At 71.4% G+C, this 17,759-nt stretch carries 14 protein-coding genes; 10 read left to right on the plus strand and 4 right to left on the minus strand.

Going from position 1 to position 17,759, the window contains the following annotated elements; all coding sequences use genetic code 11:
- Positions 1-437: 437 nt before the first annotated feature.
- The 3 genes from J2S57_RS28230 to J2S57_RS28240 are packed head-to-tail and all read right to left on the minus strand — an operon-like array spanning position 438 to position 3,633.
- Positions 438-1,292, minus strand: a complete 855-nt coding sequence (locus tag J2S57_RS28230) for a sugar phosphate isomerase/epimerase family protein (protein WP_307248572.1) — start codon at positions 1,290-1,292, stop codon at positions 438-440.
- Positions 1,289-2,470, minus strand: coding sequence for a DUF993 family protein (locus tag J2S57_RS28235; protein ID WP_307248574.1), 1,182 nt, complete (start codon positions 2,468-2,470; stop codon positions 1,289-1,291). The genes J2S57_RS28230 and J2S57_RS28235 overlap by 4 nt, the downstream gene beginning before the upstream one ends.
- Complete coding sequence (locus tag J2S57_RS28240; RefSeq protein ID WP_307248576.1) at positions 2,470-3,633, minus strand: Gfo/Idh/MocA family protein; 1,164 nt, start codon at positions 3,631-3,633, stop codon at positions 2,470-2,472. Before J2S57_RS28240 ends, J2S57_RS28235 begins: the two co-directional genes overlap by 1 nt.
- A 318-nt stretch (positions 3,634-3,951) precedes the next feature.
- On the opposite strand from J2S57_RS28240, the gene J2S57_RS28245 reads away from it, so the two are divergent.
- From J2S57_RS28245 to J2S57_RS28285, 9 genes are all read left to right on the plus strand, one after another.
- The gene (locus tag J2S57_RS28245; RefSeq protein ID WP_370882716.1) at positions 3,952-4,869 is read left to right on the plus strand and encodes a carbohydrate ABC transporter permease; all 918 of its coding nucleotides are present in this window, start codon (positions 3,952-3,954) and stop codon (positions 4,867-4,869) included.
- Positions 4,859-5,752, plus strand: coding sequence for a carbohydrate ABC transporter permease (locus J2S57_RS28250; protein ID WP_370882512.1), 894 nt, complete (start codon positions 4,859-4,861; stop codon positions 5,750-5,752). Before J2S57_RS28245 ends, J2S57_RS28250 begins: the two co-directional genes overlap by 11 nt.
- A complete protein-coding gene (locus J2S57_RS28255) occupies positions 5,752-7,068 on the plus strand; it encodes an ABC transporter substrate-binding protein (protein ID WP_307248580.1) in 1,317 nt (438 codons plus the stop codon). The genes J2S57_RS28250 and J2S57_RS28255 overlap by 1 nt, the downstream gene beginning before the upstream one ends.
- A 57-nt stretch (positions 7,069-7,125) precedes the next feature.
- Entirely contained in the window at positions 7,126-8,235 is a 1,110-nt protein-coding gene (locus J2S57_RS28260; RefSeq protein ID WP_307248582.1) for a Gfo/Idh/MocA family protein, read from the plus strand.
- Complete coding sequence (locus J2S57_RS28265) at positions 8,232-9,125, plus strand: DUF6807 domain-containing protein (RefSeq protein ID WP_307248584.1); 894 nt, start codon at positions 8,232-8,234, stop codon at positions 9,123-9,125. The genes J2S57_RS28260 and J2S57_RS28265 overlap by 4 nt, the downstream gene beginning before the upstream one ends.
- Positions 9,122-9,844, plus strand: coding sequence for a cupin domain-containing protein (locus J2S57_RS28270; RefSeq protein WP_307248586.1), 723 nt, complete (start codon positions 9,122-9,124; stop codon positions 9,842-9,844). Before J2S57_RS28265 ends, J2S57_RS28270 begins: the two co-directional genes overlap by 4 nt.
- Positions 9,838-11,172: a Gfo/Idh/MocA family protein gene (locus J2S57_RS28275; protein ID WP_307248588.1), complete on the plus strand. Its 1,335-nt coding sequence runs from the start codon at positions 9,838-9,840 to the stop codon at positions 11,170-11,172. The genes J2S57_RS28270 and J2S57_RS28275 overlap by 7 nt, the downstream gene beginning before the upstream one ends.
- Before the next feature lie 51 nt (positions 11,173-11,223).
- A complete protein-coding gene (locus J2S57_RS28280; RefSeq protein ID WP_307248590.1) occupies positions 11,224-12,336 on the plus strand; it encodes a LacI family DNA-binding transcriptional regulator in 1,113 nt (370 codons plus the stop codon).
- A gap of 1,027 nt (positions 12,337-13,363) precedes the next feature.
- Entirely contained in the window at positions 13,364-14,395 is a 1,032-nt protein-coding gene (locus J2S57_RS28285; protein ID WP_307248593.1) for an NADPH:quinone reductase, read from the plus strand.
- 4 nt (positions 14,396-14,399) lie between these two features.
- Here the strand turns inward: J2S57_RS28285 and J2S57_RS28290 are convergent, their stop codons facing one another.
- On the minus strand, positions 14,400-15,857 hold the full coding sequence (locus tag J2S57_RS28290) for an FAD-binding oxidoreductase (protein WP_307248594.1): 1,458 nt from the start codon (positions 15,855-15,857) through the stop codon (positions 14,400-14,402).
- Positions 15,858-16,176: 319 nt separating this feature from the next.
- On the opposite strand from J2S57_RS28290, the gene J2S57_RS28295 reads away from it, so the two are divergent.
- Entirely contained in the window at positions 16,177-17,688 is a 1,512-nt protein-coding gene (locus J2S57_RS28295; RefSeq protein ID WP_307248596.1) for a GGDEF domain-containing protein, read from the plus strand.
- Positions 17,689-17,759: the final 71 nt, after the last annotated feature.

Consider the following 17,759-nt stretch of genomic DNA (forward strand, 5'->3'; position numbering starts at 1 on the left):
GCCCAGACGGTCGCGCCGGGTGCGTCCGGCCCGGGGGAACCGGGCCGGCCCGGCTGACGGGACGCCGCGGGCGTCCCCGGTCCGACGGGTTCCTGCTGACCTGAGTCCTGCTGATCCACCAACGCCCCACAGCCACGCGTGTCCCGGGGCGCAACCCGAAGAATGCCCCCACTCCGGGCGCGGACACTAGCAGGCACGGGCGACAGGCAGGTTTCCGGGCCGGAGTGCGAACACCCAGGTGAGAGACCGGTGCGGCTCGTGAGCGGGCGCCGGGCGGGCCCGCACCGTGACGCAACCCACCCGGGAAGGTGACGGTTACGGGCGCGGGTGCGCCGACGCGTCCTCAAGCAGCACCGCCGGCAGCACACCCGACCACCCCGCCGGCCCGCGACCGGCAGCGTGGACGGGGTGCCCGAAAGAATCCGCCGGCACGTTCCTTACAGCTGTCCCGCCACCGTCTCGTCGAACGCCTTCACCACGCGTGCGACGACCTGGGCGGGATCGGCGTCCCAGAGCTCCTGGTTGAAGATCTCGACCTCGACGTCACCGGTGTACCCGGCGTCGAGCACCAGCCGGGTGATCGACGCGAAGTCCACGTGACCGTCACCCATCAGCCCGCGCGAGAGCAGGGCGTCGCCGGGGAACGGGGTGATCCAGTCGCCCACCTGGTACGAGGCGATCCGGCCCTCGGCCCCGGCCCGCGAGATCTGCGCCGGCAGGGTCGGGTCCCACCACACGTGGAAGGTGTCGACCACCACGCCCGCCACCTTCGCGGGCAGGTCACAGACCAGGTCGAGCGCCTCCCGCAGCGTGGAGACCACGCCCCGGTCGGCCGCGTAGATGGGGTGCATCGGCTCGACCGCCAGCACCACCCCGGCCCCGGCCGCGTCCGCCGCCAGGTCGCCCACGGCCTCGGCCGCCCGGGCGCGGGCGCTCGCCAGGTCGCGGTCGCCGGCGGGCAGCCCACCGGCCACCAGCACCAGGACCGGCGCCGAGCCGGGAGCCCCGGCCTCGGCCAGGGTGGCGATCTCGTCGATGGCGCGCCGGTTCTGGTCCAGCGCCCGGGCCCGCTCGGCCGGGTCGGACGCGGTGAAGAACCCGCCCCGGCACAGACTCGAGACCCGCAGCCCGGAGTCGGAGACCATGGTCGCGGCCCGGCCGAGCCCGACCTCGGCGACCGGCTCGCGCCACAGCCCGATCGAGGTGATGCCCGCCTCGGCCGTGAGTGACAGTGCGGTGGCCAGGTCCGCGTGCTTGATCGTGGCCTGGTTCAGGGAGAGCCGGGGGTTCATGCGCGCACCACCGTCGGCACGGGCACGCCGTTCAGGCTCAGCAACCGGTTCCAGCGGTACGCGGCCAGTTCCGGTTCTTCCAGCGCCCCGACGTCGTCGGCCAGCTCGATCAGCCTCGACAGGTGCGGCAGGCCCCGCGCCGCGTGCAGCCCGCCGACCATGGTGAACGCCGGCTGGTGCCCGTTCAGCCAGGCCAGGAACGCGATGCCGGTCTTGTAGTGGAACGTCGGCGCCTCGAACACGTGCCGCGCCAGGGCCTCGGTCGGGCCGAGGACGCGGTGGTAGCGGTCGTGCTCGCCCGCGTCGAGGGCCTGCACGGCAGCGGACGCGTGGGGCGCCAGGGCGGCGAACGCGCCCAGGAGGGCGTCGGAGTGGCGGACGCCGTCACCGGCGATGAGACCGACGTAGTGGTAGTCGTCGCCGGTGAACATGGCCACGCCCTCGGGGAGCTGGGCCCGCAGGGTGATCTCGTGCCCGGCGTCGAGCAGGCTCATCTTGATACCGCGCACCTTGTCCGCGTGCGCGGAGATGATCCGGGCGACCACGTCGATGCGCCCGCCCACGCTCAGCCCGGGCCCGAAGTACCCGGCCAGCTGCGGGTCGAACGCCTCGCCGAGCCAGTGCAGCACCACCGGGGAGCCGGCCCGCCCGAGCACCTCGGCGTACACCCGCTCGTAGTCGGCGGCCGAGGTCGCGGCCCGCGCCAGGTGGCGTGAGGCCATGAGAACCACGCCCGCGCCGTTGTTCTCGGCGTGCTCCAGCTGCTCGAGGTACGCGGTGACCACCGCGTCCAGGGTGACCACGTCGTCCTCGAGGTGGTCGGTGTTCACCCCCACCACGAGCGCGCCCCCGGTCGAGGCCGCCTCGGCCGCGCTGCGCGTGACGAGCTCACGCACGGCGGCGGGATCGAGGCCCATGTTGCGCTGGGCGGTGTCCATCGCGTCGGCGACGCCCAGACCCCACGACCAGAGGTGACGCCGGAACGCGAGCGTGGCGTCCCAGTCGATGTCGGCGGGCGCACCGGGAACGTTGTCACCGGCGACCCGGGGAACCACGTGCGCCGCCGCGTAGACGACCCGAGAGCGCAGCGGCCCGGCGGGGCGGTCGAAACGCGGGGGCTCGTTCAGGTCCCGGCTGCCGTGCACCCCCTCGGCGGTGATCGTGCCGATGGCGGGCATCAGGCGTCGTCCCCGGCGGTCAGCGACGGCAGCTCGATCCGGCGCCCGGTGCGGGAACTCTCGAGCCCGGCCTCGGCCAGCCGCACGCCGCGGGCCCCGGCCAGCAGGTCGAAGGTGTAGGGCGCGTCCTCGGCGACGTGCCGCAGGAACTGTTCCCACTGCTCGCGGAAACCGTTGGCGTAGACGTCGTTGTCAGGGACCTCGGCCCAGTCGTCGAAGTAGTCGTGGGTCTCGGCCAGGTCGGGGTTCCAGACCGGCTTGGGGGTGCCGGTGCGGTGCTGGGCGCGGCAGCCGAACAGGCCGGCCACGGCGCTGCCGTGGGTGCCGTCGACCTGGAACTCGACGAGCTCCTTGCGGTTGACCCGCACCGCCCAGCTCGAGTTCAGCTGCGCGACCACGCCTCCGGCGAGCTCGAACACCGCGTAGGCGGCGTCGTCGGCGGTGGCCGCGTAGGCCTGGCCCTGCTCGTCCGAACGCTCGGGGATGTGCGTGACGGCCCGCGCGTAGACCGCCTCGACCGGCCCGAACAGGTTCTCCAGCACGTAGTTCCAGTGCGGGAACATGTCCGCGACGATGCCGCCGCCGTCCTCGCTGCGGTAGTTCCAGCTGGGGCGCTGCGCGGCCTGCCAGTCGCCCTCGAACACCCAGTAGCCGAACTCGCCGCGGATCGACAGCACCCGCCCGAAGAACCCGGACTCCACCAGCCGGGCGAGCTTGCGCAGGCCCGGCAGGTAGAGCTTGTCGTGCACCACGCCGTTCTTGACCCCGGCGGCCTTCGCCAGCGCGGCCAGCTCCAGAGCCTCCTCGAGGGTGCCGGCGGTCGGCTTCTCGGTGTAGACGGCCTTGCCCGCCGCGATCGCCCTGCGGATCGCCGGAACCCGCGCGCCGGTGATCTGGAAGTCGCCGTACACCGTCCATCGCGGGTCGCTCAGCGCGGCGTCGAGATCCGTGGTCCAGTCGGCGATGTCGTGCTTCTTGGCGATGTCGGCCAGCTTGCTCTCGCTGCGGCCGACCAGGATCGGCTCGACCTGCACCCGGGTGCCGTCGGACAGCTGGACGCCGCCCTCGGCGCGGATCGCGAGCACCGAGCGCAGCAGGTGCTGCCGGTAGCCCATGCGCCCGGAGACGCCGTTCATGATGATGCCGATGGGGTCGTGTGCCATGCCGACTCCTCGTTCTATGGCTCGCGCACAGGAAACACGCGTCGAGAAGGGACGCGCGGCGGTAAACGCTTTCCAGCAGACTGGCAGCCGACTCCCGGCCCGGTCAACCGATCCACGACCGTTCGTCGCACGACGGCCGCCACCTGCGGGTCAGTCTGACGACAGGTCGGATTCCTGAACAAAAAGTGGAGGGGGACCATTGCGGCGCCCTTCGTGACCTGTTTCACTGGAGCCCGCGCTGGATAGCGCTTTCCCTGCGGCAGTGTGGCTTGGCAGGCAAGGAGGTCGGCCTTGAGTGTGGTCAGCGAGATCCGGGCGCTGAACAAGAGTCCCGGACGCTCCGGGCGCAAGGGCCAGGGGGTGAGGACCCACGACGGGAAGGCGGCAGCCGTCTTCCTGGCACCCTGGCTGATCGGGCTGGTCGTGATCACGGCCGGGCCCATGCTGATGTCGTTGTATCTGTCCTTCACGGACTACAACCTGCTCAGCGCAGCGAATTTCACCGGTCTGGAGAACATCCAGCGGATGCTGGACGACCAGCGTCTGGCGAACTCGCTCGGTGTCACCATGATCTACGTCTTCGTCTCCACCCCGATCCAGCTGGCCGTGGCGCTCGCCCTGGCCATCTTCCTGGACCGGGGGCTGCGCGGACTGGCCCTGTACCGCTCGATCTTCTACCTGCCCTCACTGCTCGGCTCGAGCGTGGCGGTGGCGGTGCTGTGGAAGCGGGTGTTCGGGGCCGAGGGCCTGGTGAACCAGTTCCTCGCGGTGTTCGGCATCGACGGCCCGGGCTGGATCTCACAGCCCTCGACCGCCCTGTCGACGCTGATCCTGCTCCACGTCTGGACTTTCGGTGCGCCGATGGTCATCTTCCTGGCCGGCCTGCGGCAGATCCCCCGGGAGTTCTACGAGGCGGCGGCGGTCGACGGGGCGAGCCGCTGGCAGCAGTTCCGCAACGTCACGCTGCCGATGCTCTCCCCGATCATCTTCTTCAACCTCGTGCTCGGCATCATCGGCGCGTTCCAGTCGTTCACCCAGGCCTTCGTGGTGTCCGACGGACGGGGCGGGCCCTCCGACTCGACGTTGTTCTTCACGCTGTACCTGTACCAGCAGGGCTTCGTGAACTTCAACATGGGCTACGCGTCGGCACTCGCCTGGCTGCTGCTGCTCATCGTCGCGGTGTTCACGGCCATCAACTTCTGGGCCTCGAAATTCTGGGTGTTCTATGACAACTGATGCCCCGGTGGCGCCGCCCGTGGCCGTGCCCCCCTCCGCCGACCGGCCACGCACCACCTTCCGCGTGAGATCCGTGCTGAGGCACGGCGTCCTGCTCCTCGCCGCGTTCATCATGCTCTACCCGCTGCTGTGGATGCTGGCCAGCTCGATCCGGCCGGACAACGAGATCTTCAACAGCTACGGCATTTTCGTGAACACGTTCGACACCACGCACTACCCGGACGGGTGGAACGCGCTCGCCCGCCCGTTCAGCACCTACCTGCTGAACTCGGCGATCGTGGTGCTGGGCGCGATCCTCGGCAACCTGGTCTCCTGCTCGATGGCCGCGTACGCCTTCGCCCGGCTCGAGTTCCCCTTCAAGCGCACGGCTTTCACGATCATGCTGCTCACGATCATGCTGCCCGTGCACGTCGTGATCGTTCCGCAGTACATCCTGTGGGCGAACCTGGACCTGATCAACACGTTCGTGCCGCTGATCGCGCCGAAGATGCTGGCCACCGACGCCTTCTTCGTCTTCCTCATGGTGCAGTTCATCCGTGGCATCCCGCGTGAGCTCGACGAGGCGGCCCGCATCGACGGGGCCGGTCACGCCCGGATCTTCGGCCGCATCATCCTGCCCCTGATGGTGCCGGCCCTGGCGACCACCACGATCTTCACGTTCATCTGGACCTGGAACGACTTCTTCGCCCAGCTGATCTTCCTCACCGACCCGGACCTCTACACCGTGCCGGTCGCCCTGCGCTCGTTCATCGACGCGCAGGAGAACAGTTCTTTCGGCGCCCTGTTCGCGATGAGCGTCGTGTCCCTCGTCCCCATCTTCCTGGCGTTCCTGATCGGTCAGCGCTACCTGATCCAGGGCATCGCCACCACCGGAGGCAAGTGATGACCACCCCCTTCTCCCGCCGCACGCTGCTCGGTGGCGCGTTCGCCGGGCTCTCCACGCTCGCGCTGGCGGGCTGCGCCGTCGGTGGTGACGACGCCGACGTGGCCCTCTCCAACGAGGAGGTGACGCTGCGGTTCACCTGGTGGGGCTCGGACGCCCGGCACGAGCTGACCCAGAAGGCGATCGACGCCTTCCAGAAGGAGAACCCGAAGATCAAGGTCAAGGGCGAGTTCGCCGACTGGCAGGGCTACTGGGACCGGCTGGCCACCACGTTCGCGGCCAACGACTCGGCCGACATCATCCAGATGGACGAGCTGTACCTGCGCACGTACGCCGACCGCGGCTCGCTGATGGACCTGGCCAAGACCAAGGAGTTCCTCGACCTCAGCGGTTTCGAGGACGTCACGCTGCAGGCCGGTCAGGCCGGCGGCACCCAGTACGCGCTGCCGATCGGCAACGGCGCGATGTCGCTGGTGGCCAACAAGACGCTGTTCGAGAAGTACGGCATCGCGCTGCCCGACGACAAGACCTGGACCTGGGACGAGTTCGAGTCCCTGGCGGCCGAGTTCAGCACCAAGTCCAAGGGGGACGTGGTGGGTGTCGGGGCGCTGGGCACCGAGGCCGGGCAGATCACGAACTACGCCCGCCAGAACGGTGGCGACCTGTTCGACGACTCCGGCAACGTGGTGCTCGAGGCGGCCGTGCTGGCCGAGTTCTGGGAGCGCACGGCCCGGATGGCGGGCAAGGGCGCGCCCTCGGCCGAGTCGTCGGTGGAGCAGATGACGGCCGCGCTGAACCAGACCTGGCTGGTGCTGGGCAAGCAGGCGATGAACTTCAACTACAACACGCAGATCATCTCCCTGCAGGCCGCCACCAAGGACGCCGAGCTGGTGCTGCTGGAGCTGCCCACGGTCGACAGCGCCAAGCCCGGCTTCTACTACAAGCCGTCGATGTACTGGTCGATCGCGGCGCGCACGAAGCACCCCGCCGAGGCCGCGAAGTTCGTGGACTTCCTGGCCAACTCGCCGGAGGCGGCGAAGATCATCGGCGTCGACCGGGGCATCCCGGCCAACTCCAAGGCGCTGCAGACGCTGCGCCCGGAGCTGGACGCGCCCTCGGAGCAGGCCGCCGCGTTCAACGACCTGGTCTCCAGCCGGGTCAGCACGCCGCCGGCGCTCACCCCGGCCGGGGCCAGCGACATCAACAACCTCACCGGCCGTTACGTGCAGGAGGTGCTCTTCGACCGGCAGAAGCCGGCCGAGGCGGCGCAGAAGTACATCGACGAGCTGAAGACGGCGGTCGAGAACGCCAAGTAACGCCGGACCGGTCGCCGGTTTCACCGGACGTCTGCGGGATCTCAGAGGAGGACGAACATGCCCAGCGGCACCCCGTACCGGGTCGCGATCGTCGGGGCCGGTGCCATCGCCGGGGCCCACCTGTCCGCGGTGGAGGCGGTGGGCGACCGGGCGCAGGTGGTCGCGGTCGCCGATCTGGACGCGGAGCGGGCCACCGCGTTCGCCGCCGAGCACGGCATCGCGCAGGCGTTCGGTGACCTGGCCACCCTGCTCGCCGAGGCCAGACCCGACCTGGTCTCGATCTGCACCCCGCCCGGCGCCCACCGTGAGGCGGTTGCGGCCGTGCTCGCGTCGGGCGCCTGGGTGTGGTGCGAGAAACCGCCGGCGCTGTCGCTGGCCGAGTACGACGCGATGGCGGCGGCCGAGGGCGAGAACGGGCCCTACGTGGGCTACGTGTTCCAGCACCGGTTCGGGTCGGCCGCGAGCACGCTGCGCCGGCAGGTCGCCGAGGGCACGCTGGGCCGTCCGCACGTCGCGGTCTGCCACACGCTCTGGTACCGCGACCACGACTACTACGCGGTGCCGTGGCGCGGGCGGTGGGAGACCGAGGGCGGTGGCCCGGCCATGGGCCACGGCATCCACCAGATGGACCTGATGCTGTCGCTGCTCGGTGACTGGCACGAGATCCGCGCGCTGATGGGTACTCTCGACCGGGACGTCAGCACCGAGGACGTGTCGGTCGCCGCGGTCTCCTTCTCCAGCGGCGCTCTGGCGAGCGTGGTCAACAGTGTGCTGTCGCCCCGTCAGGAGAGTTACCTGCGGTTCGACTTCACCGACGCCACGGTCGAGGTCTCGCACCTGTACGGCTACGACAACTCCCACTGGACCTGGACGCCGCGCGAGGGGGTCGAGGCCGACGGCTGGGCGCCGGAGACCGACGAGGCGAGTTCGCACGCCGCGCAGCTCAGCGCCTACCTCGACGCGATGGACGCCGGGGTGCGCCCACCGGCCAGCGGTCACGACGGGCGGCGCAGCCTCGAACTGGTCACGGGGCTTTACCAGTCGGCGATCACCGGGCGGCCGGTGCTGCGCACCGACCTGACCGAGGACAACCCCTTCTACACACAGCTGGACGGCGGAGGGCAGTACAAGCCGGTGCGCCCGGGTCGTCCGGAGGAGCTCTCATGATCACCGTCACCCACGAGCACGGTCACCACATCGGCGTCGGTGTCGGGTCCGTCGAGATCCTGCAGTACGTCTACGGTGCGGACATCCCGCAGTTCGAGGCGCCCAAGCCCTACCTGCACCCGATCCGCACGCTCGGGGGCGCGCCGGTCAGCGCCTACCGGCCGTGGGACCACCGCTGGCACAAGGGTCTTCAGATGACCTGGTCGCACGTGTCGGGCCAGAACTTCTGGGGCGGCTTCAGCTACGTGCACGGCGAGGGTTACGTCCCGCTGGAGAACGTCGGTGGGATGCGGCACGACGGGTTCGACATCATCGAGTACGACGGCACCGAGCTCACGCTCAAGGAGCAGCTGACCTGGGTGACGCAGGCCGGTGAGGCGTGGGTGAGCGAGAGGCGCACGCTGCGGGTGCACGCGGTCGACCGGGAGAACGGCTCGTACGCCCTGGATGTCGCCAGTGAGCTCACGAACATCCGCGGCGAGAACCTGGAGCTGGGCAGCCCGACCACGCACGGACGCGAGAACGCCGGCTACACGGGGTGGTTCTGGCGGGGGCCGCGCGGCCTGACCGGCGGCACGGTGCTCGCCGCCGACGGGGCGGGGCCGGAGGCGATGGGCGCCGCGTCGCCATGGCTGGCCTACACCGGGCCGAACGACGACATCGACGGGGAGGTGACGATTCTCGCGGTCGCGGGGGAGACCTCGCACGGGCAGCTGACGTGGTTCGTGCGCAACGAGCCGTTCCCGGCGATCGCGCCCTCGCCCGCGTTCCACACCGAGATCGTGCTGCCGCCCGACGAGACCCTCACGCTGTCGCACCGTTTCGTGGTGGCCGACGGCGCCTGGTCGAAGGACGACGTGCTCGCCTACCTCGCGGGGGCGCCGGCATGAGTGCCCTACCGGGCTCGGTGGGGATCAGCGCCCTGGCGGTGTATCCCTGGGAGGCGCTGGACGGCATCTGCGGCGGATCCCCGCACCTGCACCTGGCCTGCACCGAGGCGTACGTCGTGGTCTCGGGGGCCGGGCGGCTGCAGACGCTGACGGCCCAGGGTTTCTCCGAGCAGCCTCTGAAGCCGGGGGACGTGGCGTGGTTCACGCCCGGCACGATCCACCGCGCGGTCAACGACGGCGACCTGAACGTGCTGGTGCTGATGCAGAACTCGGGGCTGCCCGAGGCCGGGGACGCGGTGCTCACCTTCCCGCCCGCGCACCTGGGCGACCGGGCCGCCTACGACAAGGCTCGCGACCTGACGGGCCCGGACGGGGTTCCCTCCGCCGAACGGGCCCGTCAGCGCCGCGACCTGGCCGTCGAGGGATTCCTCGCCCTGCGCGAGGCGGCCGAGGCCGCAGACCCCGAACCGCTGGCGGCCTTCCACGCGTCCGCCGCGCACCTCGTCCACGACCTGCTGGGAAACTGGCGGGACATCCTCGCGGAGGGGGCCGCCGCGTCCGTCGACGCGACCGCGGCCCACCTGGCCGCCCTGACCAGTGGCGACCACACGCACCTGCGGGAGGCGAGCGTGTCGCGGATGACGAGGCCGGAGGCCGCGACGTTCGGCATGTGCGGCTACCTCAACGCCTATCCGGTACCGAAAGGCCAGACATGGTGACGCGTTACGGCATCGTCGGAACCGGGGCCCGGGCCGGGATGTACATCGAGGCCCTGACCGGTGACTTCGCGGAGCACGGCGAGCTCGTGGCCTGGGCCGACCCGAACCCGGGCCGGCTCGACGTGCACGAGGCCCGGCTCGGTGACGGTCCCGGGCCGGCCCGGTTCGACCACACGAAGATCGCCGGGGCCGTGCGCGAGCACCGCCTCGACCGGGTGATCGTAACGGCCCTCGACCGGGTGCACGCCGACGCGGTGGTCGCGGTGCTCGAGGGCGGTGCGGACGCGGTGGTCGAGAAGCCGCTGACGATCGACGAGGCGGGGGTGCGGGCGATCAGTGAGGCGGTCGAGCGCACCGGGCGGGACGTGGTGGTCACGTTCAACTACCGCTACTCGCCGCGTAATGCCGCCCTGCGTCAGCTCATCGCCTCCGGTGAGATCGGGGCGGTGACGTCGCTGCACTTCGAGTGGCTGCTCGACACCGCGCACGGCGCCGACTACTTCCGGCGCTGGCACCGCGAGAAAGTGAACTCCGGCGGGCTGCTCGTGCACAAGTCCAGTCACCACTTCGACCTGGTGAACTGGTGGCTCGGCGCCGCGCCGACGCGGGTGTTCGCCAGCGGGGGCCTGCGTTTCTACGGCACCGCGCTGGAACGGGGCCCGCGTCCGGAACGGGGGACCACCGACGATCCCGCGCGTGACGCGTTCAGCCTCGACCTGCGCACCGTCCCGGCCTACCGCGAGCTGTACCTCGAGCAGGAGCACCACGACGGGTACCGCCGCGACCAGGACGTGTTCACCGAGGGCATCACGATCGAGGACAACCTGTCGCTGGTCGTCGACTACACGGGTCACTCGACGATGAGCTACTCCCTGAACGCGCACGCACCCTGGGAGGGGTACACCGTCGGCGTCAACGGCACCCTCGGGCGGGCCGAACTGACCGTGGTCGAACGCGGATCGGTGACGGTGGACGGCGACGGTCACGTGGTCGTCGACCCCAGTGCCCGGCCCGACCTGGTCGCCGACGACCGTCAGCGCCCGGTCTCGGAGCGGCTGGTGGTGCAGAAACACTTCGAACCCGCCCGCGAGGTCCCGATCCCGGAGGGGACCGGAGGCCATGGCGGGGGCGATGCGACGATGCTCGGAGACCTGTTCGCCGGTGGTTCACCCCGATCGGGCGGGCACGATCCGCTGGGGCGGGCGGCCTCGTGGCGTGACGGTGTGCGATCGGTCGCCGTGGGCATCGCCGGTAACCGCTCGCTGCTGACCGGACAGGCCGTGCGTGTCGCCGACCTGGGCTTCCCCTGGCCGAACGATGGCCTCTGACCTCGTAGGACGTGGACTCATGAGCGCTCGCGGCAGGGCAGAATCGCTGCCATGCGTGATGTCGAGAGAAATCCCGGCGGCGTGGCCCTGGTGACGCTGGCCGACGTGGCCGCGCTGGCGGGGGTCTCCCTGGCCACCGCCTCGCGCGCCCTCAACGGCAGCAAGAACCGCAAGGTCGCCGACGAGCTGCGTGAGCGGGTGCTGGAGGCGGCCCGCCGCCTCGACTACGCGCCCAACCCCAATGCCCAGGCCGTCGCGCGAGGCCGCACCGACTCCGTCGGGCTGGTGATGCACGACATCGCCGACCCCTACTTCTCCTCGATCGCGGCCGGGGTGATCACGGTCGCCGAACGCCAGGGCCTGGCCGTCACGATCGCCACCACCGGGCGGCGGCCGGGCGCCGAGCTGGAGAGCGTGGCCCGGTTGCGCCGCCAGCGCTCGCGGGCGATCGTCCTGGTCGGCAGCCGGACCTCCGACCAGGTGGCCACGGCCCGGCTGATCGAGGAGTTCGAGGCCTACGTCGAGGGCGGCGGCCGGGTCGCGGCCATCACCCAGCCGGTGCTGCCGGTCGACACGCTGGCCATCGAGAACCGCGCCGGGGCCCAGGCCCTGTCCCAGGCCCTGGTCGAGCTCGGCCACCGGGAGTTCGCGGTGCTGGCCGGCGACCCGGCGGTGCTGACGTCGCAGGACCGTCTCGCCGGGTTCCGCGACGGACTGCGCCGCTCCGGCACCCGCCTGGCCCGCGAGAACGTGCTGCGTGCGGCCTTCACCCGCGACGGCGGCTACGAGGCGATGAAGCGCCTGATCGCCCGAGCCCCCGACGTCTCGTGCGTGTTCGCGGTCAACGACGTGATGGCCGTCGGCGCCATGGCCGCCATCCGTGAGGCCGGCCTGGTCGCCGGCCGCGACGTGGCCATCGCCGGCTTCGACGACATCGAGACCCTCCGCGACGTCACCCCCGCCCTCAGCACCGTCGGCGTGCCCCTGCAGGAACTCGGCGAACGAGCCGTCGAACTCGCCCTCCGCGAACCAGGCACGCCGGTCGAGACCGTGCGCGTCACCGGCCACGTCCAGCTGCGCGAGAGCACCCCCCGCGCCGACGGCCGCACCCTGGCCTCAGCACTCGCCGCCCTGGAAGCCCGGCGCGACACCGTGGGTGCCTGACGGTGTGGGTGCCCTGACGGTGTGGGTGCCCTGACGGTGTGGGTGCCCTGACGGTGTGGGTGCCCTGACCGCGTGGGTGCCCTGACCGCGTGGCTCGCATGGTGTCTGATCCTGGGCCCTGATCCGCGACCCCTGAGTCTTGATGCCCTCATGCCGGGGGGCCGTCAGAGGCAGTCCGGGGCTGTCCGTGCGTGGTGCCGGGCGCCTCACGCTCGGCACCATCGGGCCCCGGCACCCTGCGGTGGCTGACCCCCTGCCACCATCAGCCACTCTGCGCCCTGCGGCGCCGCTGAACCCGGACGGTCACACGGTCATCGCCACCGGGCCTGGGCCGAAGGGTGTGCTGTTTTCGATTATCGATAATCGAAAGCAGCGCGATTCTCGTTGGGGCGAAGTCGCTCGACGGGTACGAGCGTGGTGACCGTGGTCCTGGTGAGTGCCTGAGTGGGGTGCCTGAGTGGGGTGCCTGAGTGGGGTGCCTGAGTGGGGTGCCTGAGTGGGCGTCTGGTGGGCGTCTGGTGGGTGCCTGTTGGCCTGTCGGTGCCTGTGGGGGCTGGCTGGGTCTGTTGCTGGAGAGCCGGTTCCCGCCGCCGAACTGCGCGGCCTTCCACGGGGCGCGGAGCTGGGGCGGGGGTGGGGCCCCGTCCTGCGACGGATGGGCCGCGTCGGATGCCCTCCTGGCGTGGAAATCATGAACCCGTTGTGCTCACGCGCCTTGTGGCTTCGTTCAGTGCCGAGTGCCTGATCGGCAGCCGGGGATCTTTACGGTCCTCGTCGCGGTCGTCCTCATCACTGTCGCGATCCTGTTGATAACAGGCTTGAGCGCGTTGATAGACCCGGCCACCGCGCCAAACCGACACGGACAGGGGGAGCCGGTTCGGCGCGTCCATCATTGTGGAGTTCTTCTGTTCCTGCCCACGACCTGGCCTGCGCTGGAGCAGCTGGGCCGGGGTGCTCCGGGGGAAGATGCGTGCGGCGCCGGCGGTTGGCACCGGACGCACACTCGGCGAGCAGAGGGAGATCCGCAGTGAAGGCGATCGTCTACAGCGAGACCGGTGACGCGGGAGTCATGTCCGTCGTGGAGCGCGAGGTGCCGCAGCCGGGCCCGGGGGAGGTGCGGGTGCGGGTGGTCGTGTCCGGTGTGAACCCGACCGACTGGAAGGCCCGCGCGGGTGGAAGCACCCGCGAGCGCAGCGCCGAGGAGTCGGTGCCGAACCAGGACGGCGCCGGGGTCGTGGACGCGGTCGGCCCGGGCGTGAACGACCTGGCGGTGGGCGATCGGGTGTGGATCTACCTGGCCGCGCCCGACTACGGCACGACGGGCACGGCGCAGGAGTTCACGGTGCAGCCGGAGCATCACGTGGTGAAGCTGCCGGAGGGTGCGTCGCTGGATGTGGGTGCGTCGCTGGGGGTTCCGGCGATGACGGCGCACCGGGCGCTGACGGTGGCCGAGGACGGTCCCTCGCGTCTGGCGCCGGGTGCGCTGGAGGGGCGGGTCGTGCTGGTCGCCGGGGGTGCCGGCGCGGTCGGGCACGCGGCGATCCAGCTGGCGCGCTGGGCGGGCGCCACGGTCGTCACGACCGTGAGTGGACCGGAGAAGGAGGTGCTGGCGCGAGCGGCGGGTGCCCACCACGTCATCAATTACCGCACGGACGACGTGGTCTCGCGGGTGCGTGAGGTCGCCCCGGGTGGGGTGGACGTGGTGGTCGAGGTCTCGCTCGCCCAGAACCTGGGCATCGACCTGGCGGTGGTGAAGCCGCGTGGGGTGGTGGCGGTGTATGCCAACGACGGCGGCAACCAGGTGTCGCTGGAGATCGGCGCGGGGATGGGCCCGAACGTGCGGCTGCAGTTCGTGCTGCTCTACACGGTGGGCGAGGCGGTGATGCGGGCCGCGGCGCAGGACGTGTCCGCGGCGGTGGCTGACGGGGCCCTGCCGGTGGGGCAGGAGCACGGGCTGCCGTTGCTGCGGTTCGGGTTCGGGGACCTCGCCGGTGCGCACGACGCGGTGGAGCGGGGTGCGGTCGGCAAGGTCCTCGTCGACGTCGGCAAGGAGGAGTGAGAAGTCAGGCGTTGCGTGCGTTCTGGGCGTAGTCGAGCACGCCGTGGGGGTCGTACGTGGTGACGACCTTGCGCAGGCGGGTGAGGTTCTTGCCGTAGTAGGCCTGGCCCCAGTTCTTCTGGCCGGCGTTCAGGTAGTTGACGTACGACCCGCTGCCGGTCATGGGGGTCAGGGCCTGCTGCACGGCGAGCACGGCCGCGTCGCCGCGGGCGTCGGAGGTGTAGATCTGCACCGATGCCGTGGCCTTGCGGTGCACGAACGCCGTGTCGGTGGGCGTCAGGTCGGCGACCTCTCCGCCGAGGGAGTCGAACAGCAGCACGATCTCCGGGTGCTGGGCGACGATCTGGACGACCTGCTGCGCCTGGGCCGGGGTGAGGGGGCGCGGCACGATACGGGAGGCGGCGCGGAACTTCTCGCGGCCGGTCTTGCCGCCGGTGAAGTGATTCATCGCGCCGAGGTAGGTGTAGCTGTGGGTGCGGCGGGCGGTGGGTTGGCTGCCGATCTGCGCGATCAGGGCGTTCAGGTGCGGGGGCAGTTTGGACGGGGTGCCCACGAAGGTGCCGACGACGCGGTTGGTGGGGCGGGCGTCCCCGTCGACGTGGCACACCGACGTGATGGCGTTGGGGGCCTGGTGGATCCACTGGCTCCAGGTGCTGAGCACGGTTGCGGTGGCCTCGGCCGGGAAGGTCAGCGAGAACACGGTGACGGTGGGCGCGGCGACCGTGGTGAACGTCAGGTCGGTGACGATGCCGCCCTGGCCTCCGCCTCCGCCGCGCAGTGACCAGAACAGGTCGCTGTGGTGCCTGGCGTCGGCGAGCACGAGTTCGCCGGTGCCGGTGACGACGTGCGCCGATGTCAGGTGGTCGCAGGTCAGGCCGTAGGGCCGCGCGAGCATCCCGATGCCGCCGCCGAGGGTGAGGCCGGCGACGCCGACGGTGGGGCAGGTGCCGCCGGGCAGGGCGCGGCCGCGGGCGGCGAGCGCGCTGTAGACCTCGGACAGGTGGGCGCCCGCGCCGACGGTGACGGTGTGGTCGGCGCGTACGACGATCTTGCGGGCCCGGCGGACGTCGATGACCAGGCCGCCGTCGGGGGTGGAGTAGCCGGCGTAGCTGTGGCCGCCGGAGCGGGCGGCGACCGGGATGCCGTGCCCGGCGGCCCGTTTGAGGCAGCGCTGGATGTCGGCTCGGCCGGTGACCTGGGCGATCGCGGCCGGGCGGCGGGTGCCGAGGGCGGCGTTGTAGGGGCGGGACGCGGTGGCGTAGCCGGTGTCGCCGGGGCGCAGGAGGGTGCCGTCGAGGCTCGTGCGCAGGGCGGCCCAGTCGATGTCGCCGGCTGCTGATCGGGCAGTGCCGCGTGCGTTGGCCGGGCGGGTGGCGGCGGTGGTCGTGGCGGCGAGCAGGCCGGCGCCGGCGAGGGTGAGGAAGCCGCGGCGGCTGGTGCGGTTCGCGGGCTGGGTGTGCATGGTGCCCTCCCCTGGCAATCGGATGGTAGGTGGCTTGGGGGTTCCAGTGACGTTCGATGCGCGGCGGCCCGGAAAAGTTCGGTCCAATTCTGTCCGGTTATGCCGTTCTTCGCCCGGTGTTGCGCAGCGTGATGCGCAGCTGTGATCTGTGGGCCGGGCAGGTGCTCGGCCCGGGCGGGCCACAGGCGCGGAAGTCGGCTGTCGACAAGGGATGTCCGGGGCTTCCCAGACCTTCGGCTGGGGAACGCGGCCTGATCGGGCCGGTGGACGCGCGGACGAGTCGGTGGGGGCTGCTGACGTGGTGGACAGGTTGTGCCCGGTGCCGCTGCTGACCCGGCTGGTCGGCGTGCTGGCGGTGCTGAGCGTGCCGGTGGCGGCGGTGCCCGCGCTGGGCTCGGCCGCGTCGGCCGCCCTGTACGTGGCGGCCGTGGCGCTGGCGACCGCGTTCATCTCGCTGACGGTGCGGCACGTGCCCCCGGCACGGCGGCGGGCCTGGCGGTGGATGCAGGCCTCGCTGGTGGTGGCGCTGGTGGCCGAGGTCGTGTTCAAGTACCTGCAGTTCCTGGACACCGAGCGCTGGCCCACCCCGGCCGACGCGCTGTACATCGCCTCGTACCTGCCGCTGACGATCGGGGTGCTGGGCCTGGACCGGCAGCGCGGTGGGCGGCTGCGGGTGGGCGGCACCCTGGACACGCTGATCGTGACGGTCAGCGCGGCCGCGACGGCGCTGGTCTACCTGGTGCTGCCGATGGTCGTGAACGGCGACCTGGACGTGACCGGGCAGATCGTGTGCACGCTGTACCCGCTGATCGACGTGCTGACGGTGTTCCTCGCGGCGCGGCTGCTGACCGGGCCGGGCGGGCGCACGCTGCCGACGGGGCTGCTGGTCGTGGGGCTGGCCTGCCTGTGCGCGGGTGACGTGGGCCAGGAGGTGATGGCGGCCTCGTCCGGTTCGGCGCTGTTCCCGCGCTGGATGAACACGCTGTGGCTGCTGTTCTACCTGTGTGTCGCGCTGGCCGCGTACCGCTCCCGCGAGGGCTACGAGCCACCGGTGACACCCGCCGGGCACGAGGGTGCACGCGTGACCGGGCAGCGGCTGATCGGGCTGAGTGTCGCGGCCGCCCTGCCGACCGTGCTGCTCCTGGTCTCCGACGTGCGCGGCCGGGGCGAGGTCATCGCGCTCGGCACGGCGACCACCGTGCTGCTCGGCCTGGTCATGGCCCGCTTCTGGGACCTGCACCGGCAGCTGGACGAGCAGACCCGCCAGCTCGGCGCGCTCGCCGCGACCGACGCCCTGACCGGCCTGGCCAACCGGCGCACCTGGGACGAGGAACTGCCGGTGAACCTGGCCACCTCGGCCGCGACCGGCACGACCCTGCTGGTGGCCGTGCTCGACCTCGACCACTTCAAGCGTTACAACGACACGTTCGGGCATCCGGCGGGCGACGACCTGCTGCGCCGGGCGGCCACGGCCTGGAGCGACGGGGTGGGCGCGGCCGGGCTGCTGGCGCGCTGGGGCGGTGAGGAGTTCGTGGCGCTGCTGCACTGCCCGGACGAGGGCACCGGCCTGGCCCGCATCGACCGGCTGCGGGAGTTGGTGCCCGACGGGGAGACCTGCTCGATCGGCGTGGTCCGCTGGGACGGCACCGAGGACGCGACCGCCCTGCTGGGCCGGGCCGACAAGGCGCTCTACGCGGCCAAGCGCCTGGGCCGCAACCGATCGGTCATGGGACCGCTCGGCGGGCCGGTCAGCGGGCCGGTCAGTGGGCCGGTCAGTGGGCCGGTACCGGCTGACCCGGTCGAAGTCCCGCCCCGCATTCACGCTCGGTGACCGCCTCTGGCCCGAACCGGTTCCGGTGGCCGTCATCCGTGGGCGCCCCCGCGACGGCGACCGAGAGATGG

This window comes from Kineosporia succinea, assembly GCF_030811555.1.
GTDB classification, from domain to species: domain Bacteria; phylum Actinomycetota; class Actinomycetes; order Actinomycetales; family Kineosporiaceae; genus Kineosporia; species Kineosporia succinea.

Bases quoted from the DNA above. Each gene is read 5' to 3' on its own strand.
- J2S57_RS28255 (WP_307248580.1), top strand. From the start codon at position 5,752: ATGACCACCCCCTTCTCCCGCCGCACGCTGCTCGGTGGCGCGTTCGCC.
- J2S57_RS28270 (WP_307248586.1), top strand. From the start codon at position 9,122: ATGAGTGCCCTACCGGGCTCGGTGGGGATCAGCGCCCTGGCGGTGTAT.
- J2S57_RS28235 (WP_307248574.1), bottom strand. From the start codon at position 2,470: ATGCCCGCCATCGGCACGATCACCGCCGAGGGGGTGCACGGCAGCCGG.
- J2S57_RS28275 (WP_307248588.1), top strand. From the start codon at position 9,838: ATGGTGACGCGTTACGGCATCGTCGGAACCGGGGCCCGGGCCGGGATG.
- J2S57_RS28280 (WP_307248590.1), top strand. From the start codon at position 11,224: ATGCGTGATGTCGAGAGAAATCCCGGCGGCGTGGCCCTGGTGACGCTG.
- J2S57_RS28250 (WP_370882512.1), top strand. From the start codon at position 4,859: ATGACAACTGATGCCCCGGTGGCGCCGCCCGTGGCCGTGCCCCCCTCC.
- J2S57_RS28260 (WP_307248582.1), top strand. From the start codon at position 7,126: ATGCCCAGCGGCACCCCGTACCGGGTCGCGATCGTCGGGGCCGGTGCC.
- J2S57_RS28240 (WP_307248576.1), bottom strand. From the start codon at position 3,633: ATGGCACACGACCCCATCGGCATCATCATGAACGGCGTCTCCGGGCGC.
- J2S57_RS28290 (WP_307248594.1), bottom strand. From the start codon at position 15,857: ATGCACACCCAGCCCGCGAACCGCACCAGCCGCCGCGGCTTCCTCACC.
- J2S57_RS28265 (WP_307248584.1), top strand. From the start codon at position 8,232: ATGATCACCGTCACCCACGAGCACGGTCACCACATCGGCGTCGGTGTC.
- J2S57_RS28230 (WP_307248572.1), bottom strand. From the start codon at position 1,292: ATGAACCCCCGGCTCTCCCTGAACCAGGCCACGATCAAGCACGCGGAC.